Source organism: Rhodanobacter sp. G2-10, assembly GCF_055809185.1.
This window is the reverse complement of record NZ_CM147900.1, coordinates 442,828-463,442: the sequence shown is the minus strand read 5'-3', so window position 1 is coordinate 463,442 and position 20,615 is coordinate 442,828. Positions and strand designations below refer to the sequence as shown.

The 20,615-nt window shown below is 65.7% G+C and carries 26 protein-coding genes; 10 read left to right on the top strand and 16 right to left on the bottom strand.

The features are described from left to right. Positions 1 to 3: 3 nt before the first annotated feature. The 4 genes from AC0L58_RS02100 to AC0L58_RS02085 form a co-directional block, all read right to left on the bottom strand. On the bottom strand, positions 4 to 534 hold the full coding sequence (locus AC0L58_RS02100; RefSeq protein ID WP_473686198.1) for a phage tail protein: 531 nt from the start codon (positions 532 to 534) through the stop codon (positions 4 to 6). A 221-nt stretch (positions 535 to 755) separates the two neighbouring features. Next, entirely contained in the window at positions 756 to 2,285 is a 1,530-nt protein-coding gene (locus AC0L58_RS02095) for a phage tail sheath family protein (RefSeq protein ID WP_473686196.1), read from the bottom strand. A 36-nt stretch (positions 2,286 to 2,321) separates the two neighbouring features. Next, positions 2,322 to 2,600, bottom strand: coding sequence for a hypothetical protein (locus AC0L58_RS02090; RefSeq protein WP_473686194.1), 279 nt, complete (start codon positions 2,598 to 2,600; stop codon positions 2,322 to 2,324). Between the two features lie 497 nt (positions 2,601 to 3,097). Beyond that, positions 3,098 to 4,084 carry a sigma 54-interacting transcriptional regulator gene (locus AC0L58_RS02085; protein WP_473686192.1) on the bottom strand — a complete coding sequence of 329 codons (987 nt, stop codon included), beginning with the start codon at positions 4,082 to 4,084 and terminating at the stop codon, positions 3,098 to 3,100. Positions 4,085 to 4,532: 448 nt separating this feature from the next. Here AC0L58_RS02085 and AC0L58_RS02080 point away from each other — a divergent pair, with 448 nt between their 5' ends. Both AC0L58_RS02080 and AC0L58_RS02075 read left to right on the top strand, forming a co-directional pair. After that, complete coding sequence (locus AC0L58_RS02080; RefSeq protein WP_473686190.1) at positions 4,533 to 5,309, top strand: ferredoxin--NADP reductase; 777 nt, start codon at positions 4,533 to 4,535, stop codon at positions 5,307 to 5,309. 119 nt (positions 5,310 to 5,428) lie between these two features. Beyond that, entirely contained in the window at positions 5,429 to 5,914 is a 486-nt protein-coding gene (locus tag AC0L58_RS02075; protein WP_473686188.1) for a DUF456 domain-containing protein, read from the top strand. 11 nt (positions 5,915 to 5,925) lie between these two features. Here AC0L58_RS02075 and trhA read toward each other — a convergent pair whose 3' ends face one another. Further along, complete coding sequence (gene trhA / locus AC0L58_RS02070; RefSeq protein ID WP_473686186.1) at positions 5,926 to 6,594, bottom strand: PAQR family membrane homeostasis protein TrhA; 669 nt, start codon at positions 6,592 to 6,594, stop codon at positions 5,926 to 5,928. 112 nt (positions 6,595 to 6,706) lie between these two features. Then, positions 6,707 to 7,144 carry a hypothetical protein gene (locus AC0L58_RS02065; protein WP_473688528.1) on the bottom strand — a complete coding sequence of 146 codons (438 nt, stop codon included), beginning with the start codon at positions 7,142 to 7,144 and terminating at the stop codon, positions 6,707 to 6,709. 411 nt (positions 7,145 to 7,555) lie between these two features. Between AC0L58_RS02065 and AC0L58_RS02060 the strand changes: the two genes are divergently transcribed. From AC0L58_RS02060 to cls, 3 genes are all read left to right on the top strand, one after another. Then, on the top strand, positions 7,556 to 8,059 hold the full coding sequence (locus AC0L58_RS02060) for an energy transducer TonB (protein WP_473686184.1): 504 nt from the start codon (positions 7,556 to 7,558) through the stop codon (positions 8,057 to 8,059). A 158-nt stretch (positions 8,060 to 8,217) separates the two neighbouring features. Then, positions 8,218 to 8,796 carry a cysteine dioxygenase gene (locus AC0L58_RS02055; RefSeq protein WP_473686182.1) on the top strand — a complete coding sequence of 193 codons (579 nt, stop codon included), beginning with the start codon at positions 8,218 to 8,220 and terminating at the stop codon, positions 8,794 to 8,796. A 171-nt stretch (positions 8,797 to 8,967) separates the two neighbouring features. Next, a complete protein-coding gene (gene cls, locus AC0L58_RS02050; RefSeq protein ID WP_473688526.1) occupies positions 8,968 to 10,359 on the top strand; it encodes a cardiolipin synthase in 1,392 nt (463 codons plus the stop codon). Positions 10,360 to 10,436: 77 nt separating this feature from the next. Here the strand turns inward: cls and AC0L58_RS02045 are convergent, their stop codons facing one another. Further along, positions 10,437 to 10,826, bottom strand: a complete 390-nt coding sequence (locus AC0L58_RS02045; RefSeq protein WP_473686180.1) for a hypothetical protein — start codon at positions 10,824 to 10,826, stop codon at positions 10,437 to 10,439. A 91-nt stretch (positions 10,827 to 10,917) separates the two neighbouring features. Here AC0L58_RS02045 and pncA point away from each other — a divergent pair, with 91 nt between their 5' ends. Further along, the gene (gene pncA, locus AC0L58_RS02040) at positions 10,918 to 11,556 is read left to right on the top strand and encodes a bifunctional nicotinamidase/pyrazinamidase (RefSeq protein WP_473686178.1); all 639 of its coding nucleotides are present in this window, start codon (positions 10,918 to 10,920) and stop codon (positions 11,554 to 11,556) included. 136 nt (positions 11,557 to 11,692) lie between these two features. On the opposite strand, the gene AC0L58_RS02035 is transcribed toward pncA, so the two are convergent. After that, a complete protein-coding gene (locus AC0L58_RS02035; protein WP_473686176.1) occupies positions 11,693 to 11,881 on the bottom strand; it encodes a CPXCG motif-containing cysteine-rich protein in 189 nt (62 codons plus the stop codon). Between the two features lie 55 nt (positions 11,882 to 11,936). Next, a complete protein-coding gene (locus AC0L58_RS02030) occupies positions 11,937 to 12,395 on the bottom strand; it encodes a putative toxin-antitoxin system toxin component, PIN family (RefSeq protein ID WP_473686174.1) in 459 nt (152 codons plus the stop codon). 64 nt (positions 12,396 to 12,459) lie between these two features. Between AC0L58_RS02030 and AC0L58_RS02025 the strand changes: the two genes are divergently transcribed. The 3 genes from AC0L58_RS02025 to AC0L58_RS02015 all read left to right on the top strand — a co-directional run bounded on the left by AC0L58_RS02025 (position 12,460) and on the right by AC0L58_RS02015 (position 15,236). Then, a complete protein-coding gene (locus AC0L58_RS02025; protein ID WP_473686172.1) occupies positions 12,460 to 12,738 on the top strand; it encodes a hypothetical protein in 279 nt (92 codons plus the stop codon). A 207-nt stretch (positions 12,739 to 12,945) separates the two neighbouring features. Next, a complete protein-coding gene (locus AC0L58_RS02020) occupies positions 12,946 to 14,232 on the top strand; it encodes an O-acetylhomoserine aminocarboxypropyltransferase/cysteine synthase family protein (protein WP_473686170.1) in 1,287 nt (428 codons plus the stop codon). A gap of 170 nt (positions 14,233 to 14,402) precedes the next feature. Then, positions 14,403 to 15,236: a DUF4377 domain-containing protein gene (locus AC0L58_RS02015; RefSeq protein ID WP_473686168.1), complete on the top strand. Its 834-nt coding sequence runs from the start codon at positions 14,403 to 14,405 to the stop codon at positions 15,234 to 15,236. A gap of 111 nt (positions 15,237 to 15,347) precedes the next feature. Here the strand turns inward: AC0L58_RS02015 and AC0L58_RS02010 are convergent, their stop codons facing one another. The 4 genes from AC0L58_RS02010 to AC0L58_RS01995 all read right to left on the bottom strand — a co-directional run bounded on the left by AC0L58_RS02010 (position 15,348) and on the right by AC0L58_RS01995 (position 17,359). Beyond that, positions 15,348 to 15,593 carry a hypothetical protein gene (locus AC0L58_RS02010; RefSeq protein WP_473686166.1) on the bottom strand — a complete coding sequence of 82 codons (246 nt, stop codon included), beginning with the start codon at positions 15,591 to 15,593 and terminating at the stop codon, positions 15,348 to 15,350. Positions 15,594 to 15,718: 125 nt separating this feature from the next. Next, positions 15,719 to 16,435 carry an HAD family hydrolase gene (locus tag AC0L58_RS02005; RefSeq protein WP_473686164.1) on the bottom strand — a complete coding sequence of 239 codons (717 nt, stop codon included), beginning with the start codon at positions 16,433 to 16,435 and terminating at the stop codon, positions 15,719 to 15,721. 25 nt (positions 16,436 to 16,460) lie between these two features. Beyond that, entirely contained in the window at positions 16,461 to 16,982 is a 522-nt protein-coding gene (locus AC0L58_RS02000) for a DUF6630 family protein (protein ID WP_473686162.1), read from the bottom strand. A 2-nt stretch (positions 16,983 to 16,984) separates the two neighbouring features. Then, positions 16,985 to 17,359: a YciI family protein gene (locus AC0L58_RS01995; protein WP_473686160.1), complete on the bottom strand. Its 375-nt coding sequence runs from the start codon at positions 17,357 to 17,359 to the stop codon at positions 16,985 to 16,987. Between the two features lie 62 nt (positions 17,360 to 17,421). Between AC0L58_RS01995 and tsaA the strand changes: the two genes are divergently transcribed. After that, positions 17,422 to 17,952 (top strand): tRNA (N6-threonylcarbamoyladenosine(37)-N6)-methyltransferase TrmO, encoded by a 531-nt coding sequence (gene tsaA, locus AC0L58_RS01990; RefSeq protein WP_473686158.1) that lies wholly within the window; start codon positions 17,422 to 17,424, stop codon positions 17,950 to 17,952. Between the two features lie 23 nt (positions 17,953 to 17,975). Here the strand turns inward: tsaA and AC0L58_RS01985 are convergent, their stop codons facing one another. The 3 genes from AC0L58_RS01985 to AC0L58_RS01975 all read right to left on the bottom strand — a co-directional run bounded on the left by AC0L58_RS01985 (position 17,976) and on the right by AC0L58_RS01975 (position 20,592). Then, positions 17,976 to 19,748 carry a sensor domain-containing diguanylate cyclase gene (locus tag AC0L58_RS01985; protein ID WP_473686156.1) on the bottom strand — a complete coding sequence of 591 codons (1,773 nt, stop codon included), beginning with the start codon at positions 19,746 to 19,748 and terminating at the stop codon, positions 17,976 to 17,978. 114 nt (positions 19,749 to 19,862) lie between these two features. Continuing rightward, the gene (locus AC0L58_RS01980) at positions 19,863 to 20,012 is read right to left on the bottom strand and encodes a DUF3309 family protein (RefSeq protein WP_473686154.1); all 150 of its coding nucleotides are present in this window, start codon (positions 20,010 to 20,012) and stop codon (positions 19,863 to 19,865) included. Positions 20,013 to 20,178: 166 nt separating this feature from the next. Then, positions 20,179 to 20,592, bottom strand: a complete 414-nt coding sequence (locus tag AC0L58_RS01975) for a YbaN family protein (protein WP_473686152.1) — start codon at positions 20,590 to 20,592, stop codon at positions 20,179 to 20,181. Positions 20,593 to 20,615: the final 23 nt, after the last annotated feature.

Sequence of the window (20,615 nt, the reverse complement as noted above, 5' to 3'; positions counted from 1 at the left end):
TGCTTACCCGACAGCCGGTACGGTGAAGCTTGGCTCGGCCGGCTCCGCCACGCCGACGTCGCGCTCCCAGCCTTCGTTTTCCAGCTTCAGGTGCTGGATCGCCACCGCGTTGGCATTGGCGTCCAGATCCGGCACCGCCTGGTACTCCGACACCCAGCAGCGATACAGCTTGTAGGCCAGCGCCAGCTGGCCCGCCTCGTTGTAGATCTCCAGGATCAGATCCTTGCGGAAGTCCTTCAGCGAGACCTCGGCGCCGAGCCCCGCCCCGAAATTCCACACCTTGTTCGCCCACTGCTCGAAGGCGACGTCGTGGGTCACGCCGCGCTCGATCGTGATCGCCTCGTATTCGGTGCGTCCCGGCGACTTGCGCGTGCTGCTGGGGTCACCACCCTCGCGATGCTTGACCACTTCGGTGGTGCGCTTCAGGCCGGACACCTTGCTGATGCCGGCCACGTAGCGGCCGTCCCATTTCAGCCGGAACTTGAAGTTCTTGTACGGATCGAAACGCTGCGCATTGACACTGAACTGAGCCATGATGTTTTCCTCAGAGCCTGTTTGTGACCTTCGCGTAGCCCGCATCGGGGGCTGTTTGCGCGCAGATCGAGGAAGAGTGGAGGAGTGGGCGTCCGTCCACGACCGAACGATGACGAAGGAATGCGGGCAAACAGACCCGCCCCGGAGGGTTGTTGCTGACTGGCCACGTTCGGTGGCCAGTCAGCGGCAAGGCGAGCCACGTGGAGGTCATGAACAGGCTCTCAGGACTGGATCTGGCCGGCCATCTGCTGCAGCTGGATGACCACGAATTCGGCGGGCTTGAGCGGCGCGAAACCGACCACGATGTTGACGATGCCGAGATTGATGTCGTTCTGCGTGGTGGTTTCCTTGTCGCACTTCACGAAGTAGGCGTCGCTCGGCGTATTGCCCTGGAACGCACCCTGGCGGAACAGGTTGTGCATGAAGGCGCCGATGTTGAGCCGGATCTGTGCCCACAACGGTTCGTCGTTCGGTTCGAACACCACCCACTGGGTGCCCCGATACAGGCTCTCCTCGATGAACAGGGCGGTGCGGCGCACCGGCACGTACTTCCACTCCGAGCCGCGCTCATCGTTGCCCTGCAGCGTGCGCGCGCCCCAGATCACGGTGCCGTAGGCGGGAAAGTTGCGGATGCAGTTGATCGCCAGCGGGTTGAGCACGCCGTTCTCGTCGTTGGTCAGCACGGTGCTGACACCCAGGGCGCCGGTGAGGCTGGCTTCACTTCCTGCGGGTGCCTTCCACACGCCGCGCGCCGCATCGGTGCGGGCAAACACGCCGGCCACGAAACCACTGGGCGGGAACGCGCGCGGACGATTCTGCTGCAGGGGATCGGCGGCGGTAACCCAGGGAAAATAGAATGCCGCGTTGATCGCGTCGTTGCCGGTGATCCCGCCCGGCCCGTTCTGCAGCCCATTGACCGTGGCGCCGTCGACACTGTCGGCGATCAGGAACGCGCGCCGCTTGCGGCAGAACGCCTGCAACGTGGAGATCACGCCGGCGCCGGTTTCACCGGGCACGCACAGCAGGTTGAACAGGTCGACACGGTCGAGCTGGTACACGCCACCGCTGCCGGATACCGGCGTCAGCGCGGTCTCGAACGCTGGATCGTTTGGCGCCATCAAACTCCCGTCCGCCCCATTGATGAGTTTGGCCGCATCGGGGATGTTGCCGGGCGCGCCGGAGAAGGTATTCGCCGGCGGATCGGTAGCCCCGCCCAACACCGCGGCGGTGACGTAGGCGGACTGGTCGGCCAGCACGCTGGTGACGAATCGGGCATTGGCAGGATCCATCGACAGGTTGTCGAACACTTCCACCGCCACGCCGGTCGGATCGAGTTGCCAGTTCGCCACGGTCAGGCGGAAACAGCTCGGATCGAACGTGGATTGCTTGATCACGATCGCGAAATCGTTGGCCCACAGGCCCTCGTTGGCGGCCGTGACCAGCAGCTTGCCATCGAGAGTCACCTTGGCCGCTTTGGCACTGGCGCCGTCGACCAGCCGCACGATGTAGGCCTGCTGGCCACCGTTGGCAAAGAACTGGTTGACCGCGTAGCCGAGCACGCTGCGGCTGTCGATGCCGCCATAGGTGCGGGCAAAGTCGACGAAGCCGAGTACACGCCCGGCATGATCGGTCGGACCGCGCGGTGCCCAGCCGGCGAACGCCGCGATCGACGTGGCCACTCCGGTAATGGTGTGCACGCCGCTGGGAATTTCCTCGATGTAGACGCCCGGATAGGTGAGCGCAGATGGCATGAGTCGATCCTCCCTAGGTGGAAACTTGCGCCAAGGTCAGTGCTGCCGTGGCGACGTCGGATGCTTTCGTCGTGCGTAAAGAACCTCACCTCCGGGCAGAGAGCTGCGCTGCAGCTTGCCCCTTGCCACCAACGCGCCAAGCGTCTGTTCGATGCGCTGGCAATCACTTTCGTAGCGCTGTTGCGGAAGCCACCAGTTGACGATGCCCTGCAGCGTGTCCGCCGCTTCCGGATGGCCGTCCAGATAGGCAAGCACCGACTTTTCGACTTCACCATCTTCGTTGCTGAGCGCGTCACCGCCCGAATTCTTTGTCATGGCTCACCCTCTGAACTGGTGCCATAAAGGCTGCGCCGGTTCGGCAAGATTGCAGTCAGCTGGTTTCCCCGTTCCGATTGACTGCAGAGACATTTCCGAGACTTCTCCGGTAGACCGATCTGCTACCTCGACAACCCACTCACTCGATTTCCCTGCACGCCCGTGCGCCAGCTCGGCGGCAGTCTCCTCCTGCCATTTCGCCTGATGGACATCGCGTGGATGGACATCGACGTTGCTGATTGGCGAGCGTTGCCCTGCAGCTCTTCGTGGCCATCTCCGTGTCCGGGCCGGACCCGCGTGTCCCAACCTGCACACATCGCGTCATGCGATGAATGCAGACCGGGCTCGCAACAAGCGTGCCATCCGCAGCGCTCAGCGAAATGGCTTGCGGCAAGAGACCTGGGGCGAACGTGGACGCCGTGGTGGGGCAGCACTGACCCGCTTCACTCGCGGCATGGGTGTCGTTTCACCCAGTTGCGTTCATCGCGGCAAACCGCCTATTGCGGGCGGAAAGGCTTCGCTTCGATGCCGTGTTTGACCAGCAGTTTGCCCAATTGGCGCCGCTCGGTTCCGGACAGGCGTGCGGCGGCACTGACGTTGCCGTGCGCACGCCGCATCAGTTGCGAAAGATAGTCGCGCTCGAATTGATGGATCGCGCGACTCTTGGCTGCGCTGAAACCCATCTCCGGCTCGTTCGCGCGGCGGCGGGGCACCGGCTGCGGATCACCAAACGCCGGTTCGACCGCCGCCAGGTCGCCGAGGCTGATCACGTCGGCCTCGGTCGACACATAGGCACGCAGGGCAATGTTGTCCAGCTCACGCACATTTCCAGGCCACGCATACGCATTCAATGCCTGGATGGCGGCGTCGCCCCAGTGCTTGGTCGGGCCGCGCAAGCGGGTTGCCACCGAACACAGGAAATAGTCGGCCAGCAACTGGATGTCGCCATTGCGTGCACGCAGCGGAGGAAGCTCCAGATACAGGGCGTTCAACCGGTACTGCAGGTCGCGGCGGAAGCGACCGGCCTCCACTTGCCGCGCAAGGCAGGCGTTGGTGGCCGCGATGATGCGGGCATCCGACGTTCGTGTGGCGCCGCTGCCGACGGGCCGGTACTCGCTATCCTGCAGGAACCTCAGCAAGGCTACCTGGCCCTTGCTCGACAGAGCATCCACCTCGTCCAGGAAAAGCGTCCCACCGCGCGCGTGGTCGACCAGGCCTGCCTGCGCGATCTTAGCGTCGGTGAAGGCCCCGCGATCATGACCGAACAGTTCGTTCTCGAACAGGCTGTCGGGAATGGCGCCGCAATTGACCGGTACAAACGGGAGATCCCGCCTTGCGCTGGCGTAGTGGATCTCGCGCGCGGCGACTTCCTTGCCGGTGCCGGTCTCGCCTTCGATCAGGACTTGCACATCGCAAGCGGCGTAACGCTGCAGTTGTACCCGCACCGCTTCGATTGCCTGGGATTTGCCGAGCATGATCGGCATGATTCACCCCTGAAGTCACCAACAAGAACTCCGTCACGCCTCAACCGGCGCACCGAGGAATCCCCCTGGCTTCCTTCCCGGTTCGACCATGCTGCGATGCATCGAACCGAAGCTACAGTACAACTGTATGTCACAAAGGCGCTGTAGGACAAGGAAGTCCCGACTGCAGGCCGATGACCGGCCGGGATGTAGGCGGCAACCTACACTGACTTCATACATCGGCGCACTGACGCGAAAACAGCACTCCATCACAAAACCTCGCGACTGCGCGGCCAGCCCCATGGGAGCCTGCCAGCGCCCTTCGCGGGAATCGGCCGATGGCGTATGCTTGGCGATTGATCAACCAGCCACGCTGCGCTGTTCAAACGCCGCGGTTGCGACGCGTTGCCCTGCGGCACCCGCGTTCAAGGTTCAAGCGCGAAACCGGAAACTCTCGAGACATACCCCCATGGTGGCAATGGCAACCGAGCACGTGATCGACGTGCAGCACTGGAACGACAGCCTGTTCTCCTTCCGCACCACGCGGGACCCCGGATTCCGGTTCGACAGCGGTCAGTTCGTGATGATCGGCCTGGAGACCGAGGCGCGCCCGCTGATGCGCGCCTACTCGATCGCCAGCGCAAGCTGGGAGGAGCACCTGGAGTTCTTCTCGATCAAGGTCGCCAACGGCCCGCTCACTTCGCGACTGCAGCACCTGCAACCGGGCGATCCGTTGATCGTCACGCGCAAGCCGACCGGCACCCTGGTGCTCAATGACCTCAAGCCCGGCCGCCACCTGTACCTGCTGGGCACGGGCACCGGCCTGGCGCCTTTCATGAGCATCATCCGCGACCCGCACACCTACGAACGCTTCGACAAGATCGTGTTGGCCCATGGTGTGCGCCGCATCGATGACCTCGCTTACGCCGAGTACCTGGAGCACGAGCTGCCGCAGCACGAGTATCTCGGCGAACTGGTGCGCGAGAAGCTGATCTATTACCCGACCGTGACGCGCGAGCCATTCCGGCACCGCGGCCGCATCACCGATTCGATCGTCGATGGCGTGATGAGCGCAGCCACCGGCCTGCCACCGTTGAACCCGGCCACCGACCGCCTGATGTTGTGCGGCAGCCCGGCAATGCTGGACGATTTGTGCGCGCTGCTCGATGGCCGCGGTTTCCAGGCCTCGCCGCGCACGCGCGAGCCCGGCGACTACGTGATCGAGCGCGCCTTCGTGGAGCGGTAGGACCCCGCCCGCGGACGGTACTCTTCGCCGGGAATCGGGAATCGGGAATCGCAACAGGATTGCCGGCAAGCGCGGCTCCTACCGGATTTTCAGCGGGATACTCATTGACCGGAACCCCCATGCTCGATATCGCTTTGTACATCCTCGCCGGCTTGCTGATGCTTGGCGGCCTGGCGGGTTCGGTGCTGCCGGTGCTGCCGGGCATACCAATGGTATTCGGCGGGATCTGGCTGGCGGCCGCCGTGGATGGCTACCGCCACCTCGGCCTGTGGTGGTTGCTGATCATCGGCGCGATCGGCGTGATCGGCGTACTGGTGGATTTCGTGGCCGGTGCGCTGGGCGCCAAGCGTGTGGGCGCCAGCTCGGGCGCGCTGTGGGGCGCAACCATCGGCACCGTCGTCGGCATGTTTTTCGGCATTCCGGGACTGCTGCTCGGCCCCTTCATCGGTGCCCTCGTCGGCGAACTGGCCTCGGGCAACAGCGTGCTGCGATCCGCCCATGTCGGTATCGGCACCTGGCTCGGCCTGCTGCTGGGCACCTTGCTGAAGCTGGTGTTGTCGTTCCTGATGGTCGGCCTGTTCGGCGTGGCCATGCTGTTTGGCTGAGCTCGCGCGGATCAGTGCGCCGGTCCGGGCAGCACGTACAGCAGCACCGCGAGAAAATGCAGCACGCTGCCGGCAAGCACGAACACATGCCACAGGGCGTGGTGATACGGCAGCTTGCGCCACAGGTAGAACGGCACGCCCAGCGTGTACGCCAGCCCGCCCGCCAGCAGCAGCGCGGTGCCGCCAGTTTGCAGATGCTCGCTGAGCGGCTCGAACGCGACCATGCCGATCCAGCCCATGCCCACGTAAAGCAGGACCGCCAGCTTGTGGTAGCGCTTGAGCAGACCCAGCTCCAGCGCACTGCCGATCAGCGCCAGCGTCCATACCGCGGCAAACAGGCTCCAGCCCCAGGCACCAGGCATGGCGATCAGGGTGAACGGCGTGTAGGTACCGGCGATCAACACGTAGATCGCGATATGGTCAAGCGCGCGCAACGTCGGCTTGGCCGCCGCCGCGGAGATCGAGTGGTACAGCGTGGAGGCCGTATAGAGCAACACCAGCGACGCACCGAACACGGCGCAGGCAACCACCGCGAGCGCATTGCCGTTCAGCGCCGCGAACGCCACCAGCGTCGCCAGTCCGGCAATGCTGAGCACGATGCCGATGCCGTGGATGACGCTGCTGGCAAGCTCGTCGCCGAAGCTGTAGCGCGGGAGCACCGCGCTGGATGAGACGGACATCAACGTACTCCTGGCAGGGAAACACCGATAACGCTTTCCTCTGCCTTGGTGGCTGGGCAGACGCTTGCCCATGGCGGCGCAGCGTCACGCCGCCATGAAAACAATTGCGGCGTTACTGTTCGATGATGAACGCACCGAAGGCCACGCCAAGATTCCAGCCTTCACCCTTGCCGCTGAGCGCCAGCGAGACATTGCCCTTGGTCAGCACCTGCGCATCCGCCGAGCGCTGGGCTCCGGCATGCGCGACGGCATTGGCGTAGTGGCCGAGCACGTCGCGCACATTGCTGACACCGGTGAATTTGCCGATGCCGTTGGTGATCTTCGTTTTGCCGAAGGTCAGACCGCCACCCTTCGCGCGCAGCTTCACGTGCAGGCTCTGGCCGTTGCTGCATCGAACCGTACCGCTGCCGCTGGCGGTCTTGTAGAAAATCGACCAGCCAGCCAGGTTGAACGTCATCTTGCAGGAAATGTCGCCCGCATGCGCCGCCGACACCGGCATCAAACCCGCCGCAGCCAACACCAGCCATCCGCCCCATTTGCCCATGCGCATCGTCATCGCTCCCAACATGTCGGCTCGCTGCCGCGGCCCGATTGTCGCAGCAGTACCCCGCAGATGCACCATCTGGCGCGAAATCCGCAGCGATTGACGACCACCAGGTGCCGGGGAGCCAGCATATGGCCGTCCAGCCGTCCACTTGCGCAGCGGCGCCGCAAGGGCATAGGCTGCAATCGCGACAGCACGATCCCCCGGCGCAAGCCGCGTGACTGCCGCCACAACCCCACTGCTGTCAGGAGGTCGCCCATGTCGTCCGCTAGCCTGGCCCTTGCTCATCGCGCTCATCCCGAACCCGCCCGAATCGCTGCCCTCAGTGTCGCGATCGCCCTCAACCTTGCCGTGATCATGATTGCCACGCGGCCGGTTTCCCCGCCGCATTTCGGACTGTTCCATCCGCTTCAGCCGGTGGCCCATATTCGCCTGATCACCCCGCCGCCACTGCCAGTGGCGCCGCCACCGGTGGAACTCAAGCCTCTGCCCCAGGCGCCGACCACGCCGCAGGTCGTACCGCACCCCACGCCCATCAGCGCGCCGGTGAGCCTGTCCAATCCGGAAGGGCAGCTCGCCGCACCGTCGGCGAGCGACACCACGGTGCTGCCGTCCGGCCCCACCGCCACGATGACGACGGCACCGATCGAGGCCAGTCTCGCCTACCAGGTAAACCCGCTGAAGTACCCGATCGCGGCACTGCGCCAGCAACTGCAAGGCACGGTCGTATTGCGGGTGTTGGTGGATGAGACCGGCAAGCCGCTGCAGGTCAGCGTGGCGCAAGGCAGCGGCCACACCGTGCTGGACCGCAGCGCGCGTGAACAGGTGCTCGCCCACTGGCGCTTCCAGCCCGCCACCGTGAATGGCCACGCGGTGCGGGCCTGGGCCACGGTGCCGGTGACATTCGACCTGCGCGGCTGATCCGCGCACGCGTGACAGCCCGCCGGTGAATGCTGTCGGCGGGCTGTCTGTCGCCTTGCGCTGCAGCATCAAACACCCTCATGCCGGCGCCAGTGACTTACGCAGCCTTAACCATCGGCATGCTCCACTGGCGCCCTTTTCCCTTGCCGGAAAGTCGCATGGGCAAGCCCCGACACACATTGAAAACGCTGCGTGCGATCGCACTGGAGCAGGCCAATGTGGCGCAGCCCGATCTCGCCTCCATGGCACGCGATCTGGGGCAGGTCGTGCATCAGGACGGTGCCGCGCTGGCCGCACGCCTGACCCGGCTGCGTGGGCAGGGACGCGATCTCCAGCGCTGGCTGCTGGTTCAGCGGAACAAGCCGCCGCTTAGCGTCATGGTGATGGCATGGCCACCCAACCACCGCACCCCGGTGCATGACCATGCCGGCTTGTGGGGACTGGAACTGACCCTGGTCGGCGCCCTGGAAGTGCAGTCCTGGATGCGCGAGCCGGACTCCGGCAAGCTGCGTGAACTTGGCCGCGACTGGCTCGGGCCGGGCGATGGCACCTGGTTCGAAGGTGACCCCAACCACGTGCATCGCTGCCGCAACCTGTCGCAGCACGAAACCGCGCTCACGCTGCACGTCTACGGCGGCGCGCTGGATCGCTACCTCGCCTACGAGCAGGATGCGCCGTCAGGCATCTGGACCGCGCATGCCCGGCAACCTGCCGCGGCTGGCCGCCTCGGCATCTGACGCTTCCGAACCCAGGGCAGCACCGCGCACGGCGGGGCGGCAATGACATCGCCGCCGGCGCCGGCGCTATGCTGACACGCGTTCACGCGACCCGACATCCACTCGCTGTTCGCCGGTCCGCCCGCGGCCATGGAGCGAGATCAAGCCACCTTCGAGCCACCATGTAACGCGATGAATGCCACGGTACTGACCATCTGCATCGCTGCATTGCATCTGCTCGGGGTGCTCGCGGCCATGCATGCGGTGACCCATGCGCGCACGCCGCAGGGGGCGGTGGCCTGGACGCTGGGTCTGCTGTTGCTGCCTTACGTGACCTTGCTGCCTTATCTGTATCTGGGCTCCAGCCGATTTCTGGGCTACCACGTGGGACACCCGATATCGACTCCGCAGCCGGCTCCGGAATCGCTCGCCAACCTGGCCGTCGAGCCGGCATGCGGGCGCTATGCCGCGATCAGTGCGCTGCAGCAACGACCTTTTCGAGGCGGCCACCGGCTGCGCTTGCTGGTGGGCGGCGAAGCGGCGTTCGAATCCATGTTCACGGCCATGGCCGCAGCCGAGCAATGCCTGCTGGTCCAGTTTTTTGTCATTCATGACGATCAGCTGGGTCGGCGCCTGCAGCAGATGCTGCTGCAACGTGCCGCCGCAGGAGTGCGGGTGTGCGTCTTGTTCGACGGCGTGGGAAGCCACGCGTTGCCGCAGGGATACGTCGAGACCTTGCGCGCCGGCGGCGTGGAAATCCATCGCTTTGCCACCCATCGCTGGCGCAACCGCTTCCAGCTGAACTTCCGCAACCACCGCAAGATCGTGGTGGTCGATGGCACGCGCGGTTTCGTCGGCGGTCTCAACGTGGGCGATGAGTACCTGGGCCTGAAGCCGCCGCTGGCGCCATGGCGCGACACCATGCTGGAAGTGTGCGGGCCGGTCGTGGCCGACCTGCAGAAGATGTTTGCCGACGACTGGCGATGGATCACCGGCCAGTTGCTGCCGTTGCTGCCTTCGCCGCCAGGCGAGGGCAAGGCCAATGCTCTGGTGGTAGCTTCCGGCCCGGCCGACCGGATGGAGACCGGCTCGCTCTACTTCACCGCCGCGATCAACGCCGCAAGCAAACGGGTGTGGCTGAGCACGCCCTACTTCGTTCCCGACACCGCGGTGCGGTCGGCGCTGCAGCTGGCCGTGCTGCGGGGTGTCGACGTGCGCATCCTGATCCCCTCGCGGCCGGACCACCACACCGTTTTTCTGGCCTCGTCCCTGCACGCCCACCATGCGCAGCGCGCCGGCATTCAGGTCTATCGCTACCAGCCCGGCTTTCTGCATCAGAAAGCTCTTTTGATCGACCACGACTGTGCGGCCATCGGCAGCATGAATCTGGACAGCCGCTCATTCCGGCTCAACTTCGAGGCCGGCGTCATGGTGGTCGACGACAGTTTCGCACGCCAGATGGAGGCCATGCTTCTGGAAGATTTCTCGCACTCGCGCGCCGTGACTGCCCGCGAATATCACGACGCGCCGTACCTGCGCCGGGTGGCCATGCATGTGGCGCGACTGTTCGATCCGCTGCTTTGATGGTGCCGAGGGGCTTGCGTCCCGACCGTGCGAGGGCCCGATCAAGCAAGCGTGGGAAATCTGGGAGTCACGACGGGCTATGCGTGCGGCGGCCCTTTGCGGTCGACGCGATAGCCACCGCCGAGCACCCAGCCGAGATAGACGCCCAAGGCCACGCCGAGCAGCTCGCACAGCACGCGCATGCCAAGATGTTCCGGGTCGTGGATATCCGCCAGTACGGCGGTGAGCAGGGACGGCGACTGCAGGTTGCTGTAGTTGAGGTAGATCATGTCCCACAGATCGCCGCTGACGGTCAGCACGCTGGCCAACAGGAACGACCAACCGATCTTGTGCGCGTGGGACCAGCCATGCCGGTGTCCCAGCCGGTGCAGCAGCAGAAACAGCAGCAGCGCGACCACCAACGAAATGGCTCCGGCCTCAAGGCCGCCGACGATACCGCTACCCATCCACGACTGATCGTAGTGCACTGTGCTCTCCCCCGAGAGTTCGCGACGAATCGCGCGGCGTGACGAGCTCCCGCTAGACTGCCGCTTCCCGTCACCCTTCGGACCAGTCTGCATGAGTCACCGCGCTTCCGCCACCTCCGCCCTGGTTCTCGTCGATGTCCAGCCCGACTTCATGCCCGGCGGCGCGCTGGCCTGCCACCAGGGCGACGGGATCATCGAAGGCATCAATCAGTTGTTGCGCCAACGTCGGTTCCGCCATGTGGTGGCCACCCAGGACTGGCATCCGGGCGGGCACGTCTCGTTCGCCAGCTCCCATCCGGGACACGCGCCGTTCGAGCAGATCGACCTGTACGGCCACCCGCAGACCTTGTGGCCGGATCATTGCGTGCAGGGCACGCCGGGCGCGCAACTGCATCCGGACATCGACTGGTCGGCGCTCGATGCGGTGATCCGAAAGGGCAGCGACCCGGCAGTCGACTCCTACAGCGGCTTTCGCGAAAACCACGACCCGCATGGCGATCGCCCGGCGACGGGATTGGCCGGCTGGCTGCGCGAGCGTGGCGTGCTGGAGGTATTCGTGTGCGGGCTGGCGCGCGACGTATGCGTGCTGTGGACGGCGCAGGATGCGATGACGCTGGGCTTTCGCGCCCACCTGCTGTGGGATCTGACGCGCCCCGTCACGCCGGCCAGCGATGCGGCGACCCGCGCCACGCTGCAAGCGCAAGGCATCGGCGTCACCGGAGCCCTGTAGGAGCGCACCCTGTGCGCGATGGCTTTTAGTGGATTCGGGATGACCAGACGTTCGTCTGTTGAAAACCGGGATTCGGGATTTGCAAGAGCCAAGAGCATCGCGCACAGGGTGCGCTCCTACAAAAAGCAGGTCGCGCTCAGGCGTCGTTCTCGCCGGAGGCGCGCACCTGTGCCTCGCCATCCGCGTCGATCTCCACGCTCAGCGTGATCGGCCGGCAGCACACCTGGCAATCCTCGATGTATTGCTGGCTGGGAATCGACGCGTCGATCAGGATCTCGATCGATTCGCCGCAATATGGGCAGTTGATGATGCAGGGGCTGAGCATGGTGATGCCTCGGTCGGGAACGGCAGCGCCCAGCATATCGCCCCTGCCACGAACGTCAGCTGCGGCGCCGCGACCACGCCTGCGGCAGGCCGATCCAGAACAGTCCCTCGCGCGCGCAGCGCGGCGCCAGCTTCAGCAGTTCATTGTCCTTGCTGACCAGCCAGCGTGCGCCGGAGGCCTGGGCCAGTTCCAGAAACATCTGGTCGTCCGGATCGGCGCAGCGGGGCAGCCGCATATGGGCGGCCGGCGTCGCCAATTCGTCGGGAAGTTGCTGAACCAGGGCGTCGAACGCCGCCTCGACCGCCGGCCGCGCCTGGTCGCTGACCGGCACCTGCGGGTACCCGAGCACGCGCAGCCACTCGGCGCGGCAATCGGCGCGGGTCACGGCCTGGATGACACCCTCGCGCATCGCCACATGCAGGGCGGCGGACTGGGGGTCGTTGAACAGGAACAGGTCCAGGCACACATTGGTGTCGAGTACGACACGAGGTACGGGCAGGCAATCGGCAGGCATGGCCCATGATGAAGCAATCGACGCGCGCGATACACTGCGCACTTTCCGATCGAAGATGACGACCATGGCCGAACGCGCATTCGACGACTATCTCGCACGCTCGGGCGCCACGCTCGAGGGTTCGCGCTACGCGGCATGGCTGGCCATCACCCCGCGCAGACACGGGTTTCCGACCTACTACGCGATCTGCGAGAACCGCAGTTTCCGCGACAAGTCCGTCGCCGAGGCGGCCGCAGCCAAGGCACTGCAAGACATGCTCGGACTGGAAGAAGACGGCACCCCGATATTCGCCGAGGGCTACACCGGCTTCGACGATGACCAGGCCACCGACACCAGTGCCTGAGCCCGGTTGACGCGACCAAGCGCGGCTTCCGTCACCGCGGCGCCACCGGGTGGAATCGTCAATCCATTCCATTTGGACGTCTTTACGTCTTTACGCCTGAACGATGATGCATTACCGTGCATGTGTCGCGGAGATGCGACGTGTGGCTTGCCGACACCCGTGGATCGAGCCGCAGCCACCTTGTAGCCACCCGTCGCAGGATCATCCATGAAGATCGAGACACTCGCCGTCCACGCGGGCTACACGCCCGACCCCACCACGCGTTCTTCCGCCGTGCCGATCTACCAGACGGTGGCCTATGCCTTCGACAACGCCCAGCACGGCGCCGACCTGTTCGACCTGAAGGTGCCGGGCAACATCTACACGCGCATCATGAACCCGACCCAGGACGTGCTGGAGCAGCGCGTTGCCGCGCTGGAAGGCGGCATCGGTGCGCTGGCGCTGGCCTCGGGCATGGCCGCGGTGACCTACGCGATCCAGACCATCGCCGAGGCCGGCGACAACATCGTCTCGGCAGCCACCGTCTACGGCGGCACCTACAACCTGTTCGCGCACACCTTTCCACAACAGGGCCTGGAGGTGCGTTTTGCCGATGCGCGTCGTCCGGAGACGTTCGCCCCGCTGATCGACGCCCGCACCAAGGCGATTTTCTGCGAATCGATCGGCAACCCGCTGGGCAACGTGACGGACTTCGGCGCACTCGCCGCGATCGCCCACGAACACGGCATTCCGCTGATCGTGGACAACACGGTGCCGAGCCCTTACCTGTGCCGACCGATCGAGCACGGTGCCGACATCGTGGTGCAGGCCCTGACCAAGTACCTGGGTGGCCACGGCAACAGCATCGGCGGTGCCATCATCGACAGCGGCAAGTTTCCGTGGGCGGAGCACAAGCAGCGTTTCCGCCGGTTGAACGAGCCGGACGTGTCCTACCACGGCGTGGTCTACACCGAGGCGCTGGGTCCGGCCGCCTATATCGGCCGCGCACGGGTGGTGCCGCTGCGCAACACCGGCGCGGCGATCTCGCCGATGAACGCGTTCCTGATCCTGCAGGGCATGAGCACGCTGGGTTTGCGCATGGAGCGCATCTGCGACAACGCGCTGGCGATCGCGAAGTTCCTGCAGGGCCACGCCAAGGTGGCCTGGGTGAAATACGCCGGTCTGGCCGATCATCCCGATCATGCGCTGGTACGGAAATACATGGGCGGCCGGGCCTCGGGCATCCTCTCCTTCGGCGTGCGCAGCAACAGCGGCGACGAACCCCGCGCGGCCGGCGCCCGGGTGCTGGACCAGCTGAAACTGTTCACCCGGCTGGTCAACATCGGCGACACCAAGTCGTTGGCCACACATCCCGCCTCGACCACGCACCGGCAACTGGATGCCGCCGAGCTTGCCGCCGCCGGAGTCAGTGAGGACATGTTGCGGCTGTCGATCGGCATCGAGCACATTGACGATCTGCTCGCCGATCTCGATCAGGCGCTGGCTGCCGTGTAGGCCGTGCAAGCCGGGCCGACTCGACCACCCTGACCCTGGCCGGGCACGAACCAGCGCGGATTCGCCTTGTGGCGACATCACGGGTTAGGCTGCTCCCTCCCCGGGGATGGCCTGGTGCCGGCGTTTTCGGTGCCATTCGTTGCCCTGCCGTGAGTCGAAGGAGAATGTCGATGAACCGTCGCCTGTTGTTGTCCTTGCTGCCATTGGCCATCGCCGCGTGCTCACCGACGCCACCAGCCCCGTCGACTGATGCCGCGCCCCCGTCGGCAGCCAGCAGCACGAACCAGACCAGGGCTGCGGCGCCAGAGCAGAACGTCGTGCTCGGCCAGTACCACTGGAAGCTCACCGAGGCCACCGACAAGTCCGGTCATCGTATCGATGCCTTGTTCGCCCGCGCGGACAAGCCGCTGCAACTGGATTTCAGCGAGGGGCGCCTCAGCGTCAGCAACGCCTGCAACCGCCTCGGCGGAAGCTATCAGGTCGAGAACGGAACGCTGAAAGTGGGCCCGATGGTGCATACCATGATGGCCTGTCCCGACCCGGCGGTGATGGCGCTGGATGGCGCCATCGACAAACGCCTGCACGATGGCCCGACGCTGACCTTGCACACCGATGGCGACACGCCACGGCTCACGCTGGTCGCGGGGAATGGCGACAGCTTGCAGTTCAACGGCCAGCCCACGGCGGAGACGAGCTACGGCGGCAAGGGTGAGACGGAGTTTCTCGAGGTCGCCGCGGAAACCGTGCCCTGCAACCATCCGTTGATGCCGAACAAGCAATGCCTGAAGGTGCGCGAACGCCACTACGACGCGCAGGGTCTCAAGGCCGGCACGCCGGGCGAATGGCAGCCGCTGAACGGGGAGATCGAGGGCTATACGCATCAACCGGGCGTACGCAACGTGTTGCGCGTGAAGCGCTACACGATCAAGAACCCGCCCGCGGATGCGTCATCCGTCGCCTATGTGCTGGACATGGTGGTCGAATCGGAGACCGCGAAGCCCTGACGTTTTGGGCGGTTTGCTGACTGAGGTGGCGACCGAGAGGTGCAAGAGCGCCCCCATCCGCCTGCGGCACCTTCCCCCGCGCCGCGGGGGAAGGGAACAGCGGTCAAGGCTTCAGGAGCAGCTGCCGCAGCAGGTGCTGCCACCGCTGACGTGGATCTGGCGCGGCTCCGACACGCGGCTGGCTTCATAGCCTGCATTGCCGAGGACGCCGACGATCTGGTCGGATGTCATCTGTGCCGTCACCTTGATCTGCCCTGCCACCGCATCGAGATCGACCCGGGCGTTGGCATCATGGGCGCGCAACGCGGCGGCGAGGTTGGCGGTGTCGGCAGCTAGATCCTTGACGTGAAACAACATCGGGTAATTCTCCGGAGCAAGAGGGCGGGCAAGGTGTTTGCCTGGCGGCGGATGCTGCCAACGGGCGATCATCGCCGCAGTGCGACCTGTCAGCCCTGATCCTGGTCAAGCCGGAGCCAGACGTCTCAGCGCCGCGACTGCGCATCCAGTTGCGCCACCGCCGCGGGGATCGCCGCGGGCGCCTCCACCGTGAGCATGCGCTGCTCGTCCTGGGCGAGGCCGTTCTCCAGTTCGTGCGCCCAGGTCACGTGGTAAGGCATATGGATGCCCCAGCCACCCAGCCGCAATACCGGCTCCATGTCCGAGCGCAGCGAATTGCCGACCATCGCGAATTGCGCCGGTGGCAGGTCGAACTCGGTCAGCACTCGCTGGTAGGTGGCGGCATTCTTCTCCGACACGATCTCGATCCGGCCGAACAGATCGGCCAGGCCGCTCTCGGCGACTTTCTTCTCCTGGTGGGACAGGTCGCCCTTGGTGATCAGCACGACCTGATGGTTCGCCGCCACCGCCTCGACGGCCGCGCGGATGCCCGGCAGAAGCTCCACGGGATGCTGCAGCACGCTCTTGCCCAGTTCGACCAGGCGATGAATGTCGGCGGCGCTGATCCGGCTGTCGCTGATGGCGATCGCCGTCTCCACCATCGACAGCGCCATGCCCTTGGCGCCATAGCCGAATACCTCGAGGTTGCGCTGCTCGGTGGCCAGCATGGCGTCGGCCACCCGCTGGTCGCCCAGATCGACATAGCCCGCCATGATGGCCGCAAAGGCGTCGTTGGCCTCGCGGTAATAGCCTTCGCTGTGCCACAGCGTGTCGTCGCCATCGAAGCCGATCAATTGCAGCATGCCCGCCCCTTTTTCATCCAGCGCATCAACCCGCGTCGCAAGCCAGGCGCAAGTTGACCTCAAGCGCGCCGGCCAACTCGCGCATCAGTTCGTTGTCGCGCGTCAGGGTGATCCAGCCTGCATGCGCATCGTTGTCGGTTTCGCAGGTCCACAGGGTGTAACCCGCCTCGGCAAGCCGATCGTAGGCGATGCCGAGCAGACTGCCGGCATCGGCATCGTCGAACCAGTCCTCGTCGTCGACATCGCCGCCCCAATCGATCGACAGGTTCCAGCGCGCGCTGAGCTCTTCGAGCGCCTGCACCAGCGTGCGCAGATCGTCCTCGGCCACCATGAAACCGGAGCGCCAGTCGATCACGCGCGAGACCAGCTCGAGCGGTTCGGCCTCATCGCCTTCCGCCACCGCTTCGCGGTAGTCCGTGAACTGCAGCAACGCGGTGTCCTCGTCGCCGGGATTGATCAGCAGCAGCAGTTGCCACACCCGGGCCTCGATCGAATCGTCCTCGTCGTCGAAGTCGGGATCGTCCTCGAAATCATCGTCATCGCGCATGCTCACGCACCCACCCGCTGGCGCACCAGCTTCATGTCGCGCACGGGGCGAATCTCGATGGCACCCGTGCGTGCCCACGGAAATGACGAGGCGATGCGCACCGCCTCGTCCATGTCGGCCGCCTCGATCAGGTTGAAACCGCCAAGATATTCCTTGGTTTCGGCGAACGGACCGTCGACCACGCTGGTGCGGCCCTCGCGCACCCGCACGGTGCGCGCGGCGGCCGGCGCCTCCAGCTGCTGCGAATCGAGCAACTGCCCCTGCGCGCGCAAGCTGTCGGCCTTGGCGAAACAGCCCCGCATGCGGCTGTCGAACTCGCCTTCGGGCAAGGCCTCCAGCAGGCTGTCGTCGCAGTAGATCATCACGAGGTATTTCATGGCGTTCTCGGCGGGAAGGATCCAGGCAGCCGGCGCGCGGCCGGGCAAGCGATAATGCCTCAATGAGCCTCCCGCACGATACCTCCAGCGTCCTGACCTGCCAGCCGATTGCCTTCGTGCGCTCGCCCTATGCACGTCGCATCGACGCGCCACACCAATCCACCGTGGTGGCCGGCACCGAGACGCTGGCAGCCGCCGAGGCAAGGATCGAGTTCGTGCCGGACTTCCCGCCGGCAGCCTATCGCGACCTGGCCGGCGTCGAGCGGATCTGGCTGGTGTTCGCGTTCCATCGCAGCGAAGGCTGGAAGGCCGAGGTGCGACCGCCGCGTGGCGGTGGCAAGCGCAGCGTGCTGGCGACGCGTTCGCCGCACCGTCCGAACGCCATCGGGCTGTCGGCGGTGGAACTGGTCGCGGTGGGCGATGGCGTGCTGCAGGTGCGCGGGGTGGACCTGCTCGACGGCACCCCGATCCTCGACATCAAGCCGTATGTGCCGTACGCCGACGCGTTTCCCGACTCACGGGCCGGCTGGATCGACCAGGTCGACGCCACGCAGGGGCGTCACTCCGCGCCGGGGCCACGCAAACCGCGTTGAACGGTCCTGCACCGTTCCGCCCTTCAACGGGGCCGTGGCGGCCGCCCTTCGCGCGCCTTGTACAAACGCCGATCGGCCTCGGCCAGACCGGATTCCAGTGATGCACCGGGCTCCACCGTGACCGAACCCATGGTGAACCCGATCGGTGCCGTGGACCGATCCGCGTCCAGCCGCGCCACGATGCTGTCGGTCAGGCTGCTCTCGGCGTTGCGCAAAAGCACCAGGAACTCGTCGCCACCCAGCCGTATCACCGCATCCTGCGGCCGCACGTGGTCGCGCAGGAATTGCGCCATCGTCATCAGCACCTCGTCGCCGCGCTGGTGACCATAGGTGTCGTTGACGTGCTTGAAGTGGTCAAGATCGAACACGATGCAGCCCCAGCGCTCGTCGTGCGGCGCCGCCGTCAGGTCGGCCAGGTAGCGGCGGTTGTAGCAGCCGGTGAGCGGGTCATGGATCGACCATTCACGCAGTTTGCGCTCCTGCCGGAAGCGCTCGGTGACGTCCTGCGCGTGGCCCAGCACGTAAGGCTCGTCCGCCTCGTCGTCCAGCACGTTGTGGTACTGCCAGATGTGCTCGCTGCCGTCCTTGGCGATCAGTTCGATGACGCCGGCGTCGCTGTCCTTGCGCATGACGCGCAACAGATATTCGTGGAAGCGCGGTTGCAACTCGGGCCGGATGAAGTCGGTCAACGGTCGGCCGATCATCTCGCCGACCGAATAGCCCAGTGACTTGGCCGCGGCGGGGTTGACCGACAGCAACACGCCCTCATGGTCGTGCGTGCATATCAATCCCAGGCTGTACTGGAACAGTTTGCGGTAGCGTCGGTCGCTGGCTTCCAGTGCGGCGACCACGCGCCTGCGCAAGGTCACGTCCTGGAACGCGCCACTGACGCGCCATGCATGCCCATCTTCGGCATAGTCCACCCGGCCGACGGCGCGAACATGGATCTTGCGGCCCTTGGCAGTGACCAATGGCAGCTGCAGATCCCAACTCTCGCCCGTGGCAATCGCCTTTTCCACGGCCTCCTGAATCACGGGCCTGGCGCCCGGTTCGTAGAAGGCCAGCGCCTCTTCCAGGGTTGGCTGATGGCCGACCTCGACTTCGTGGATCCTGCAGGTCTCGGCGGACCAGCTGAGCCGCTGGGTATCCAGGTCAAGCTCCCAAGCGCCCACGCCGGCCAGCCGGCCGGCGCGCTCCAGCATCGTCTCGCTGGCGTGAAGCTTGCGCCGCAGGTCCTGCGCCGCCTCGACCTGCTGGCGCAACGCCGCCGCCTCGCGTTCCTGCGCCGCATGTTCGCTGATCGCGTAGCGGCGCAACTCCAGCGCCCCTGCGGCAGCACGGGCAAGCTGCTTGAGCACGCGGCGCTGCCGGTCATCCAGCTCTCCCGGCACGCGGTCGATCACGCACAGGGTGCCCATGCGCATGCCGTCCTGAAGCGTGATGGGCGCACCGGCATAGAAGCGGATGTACGGCTCCCCGGTGACCAGTGGATTGTCGGCGAAGCGCGCGTCCGCTTGCGCGTCAGCCACCTCCATCAGGCCGGAACCGAGGATGGCATGCGCGCAGAACGCGCTGTCGCGCGGCGTCTCGTTGACCCCCGGCAAGCCGTGGTTGGACTTGAACCACTGCCGATCCGCGTCGACCAGGCTGATCAGGGCAATCGACCGCCCCGTGGCCGCGGCTGCCGCCTTGGTCAAGGCATCGAACAGCGGCTCCACGTCGCTGTCGAGCACGGCCAGCGCACGCAAGGTCGCCAGGCGCAACTCCTCGTCAGCAGGAAGGGCGGCAGCAGGCATGGTAGGCAGCACCGGGCAGACAGGTCAGCAACAGCATCGCCGATACCCTACCAGCCTGTCCGTGAACCTGATAGCCAGGCCCACGGCTTGCGCCGTGTTTGATGCCCCAGTGGTTTACAACCGACCGAGCAACCACAGAATGATCAGGATGATCACGATCACCCCGAGGATGCCGCTGGGGCCGTAGCCCCATGAACGCGAATAGCCCCACGTGGGCAGGCCGCCGATGAGCGCCAGGATCAGCACGATAATCAGGATGGTCATCAACATGGATCGTCCTCCGGGTGGTCGCCCCGGCCAGGGCGATAGACGCATCGTGCCTGCCCAACCTGTGGTCGGCGCGTGATGAAACCTGCAATGCGCCCTTCACTCCCACCGGCCGATCTTTCGAAGATGCCCGTACCCGCCGAATCGGCCGCCATGACGCCATTCAGCGCGCGTCGTCCCGTGCCACCGGCAGCCGCACGATAACCAGCAACAGCATCGCCGCCACGCCGGTCATCGCCCATGGCAGCCACGCGTGCTCGCGCACCCACCAGACCGTGACACCCATCGACAGCGTGACCAGGCCCAGTGCCGCCCACCGTGCGCGGCGCGACACGGTGCGCTCACGCTCCCAGCGTGCGATGGCCGGCCCCAGCTTCGGTCGCGACAGCAGCCAGCGGTGCCAGCGCGGCGAGGCGCGCGACCAGCACGCCGCGGTCACCAGCAGAAACGGCACCGTCGGCACCAGCGGCAGCACGATGCCGATCAAGCCCACCAGCAGGGACAGCGCGCCGACACTGATCAACAACCAGCGCAGGATGCGGCTGCGACGTTCCGGGTTGATGGCGGGTACGGACATCGAAAGCGTGCCGACAGTAACGA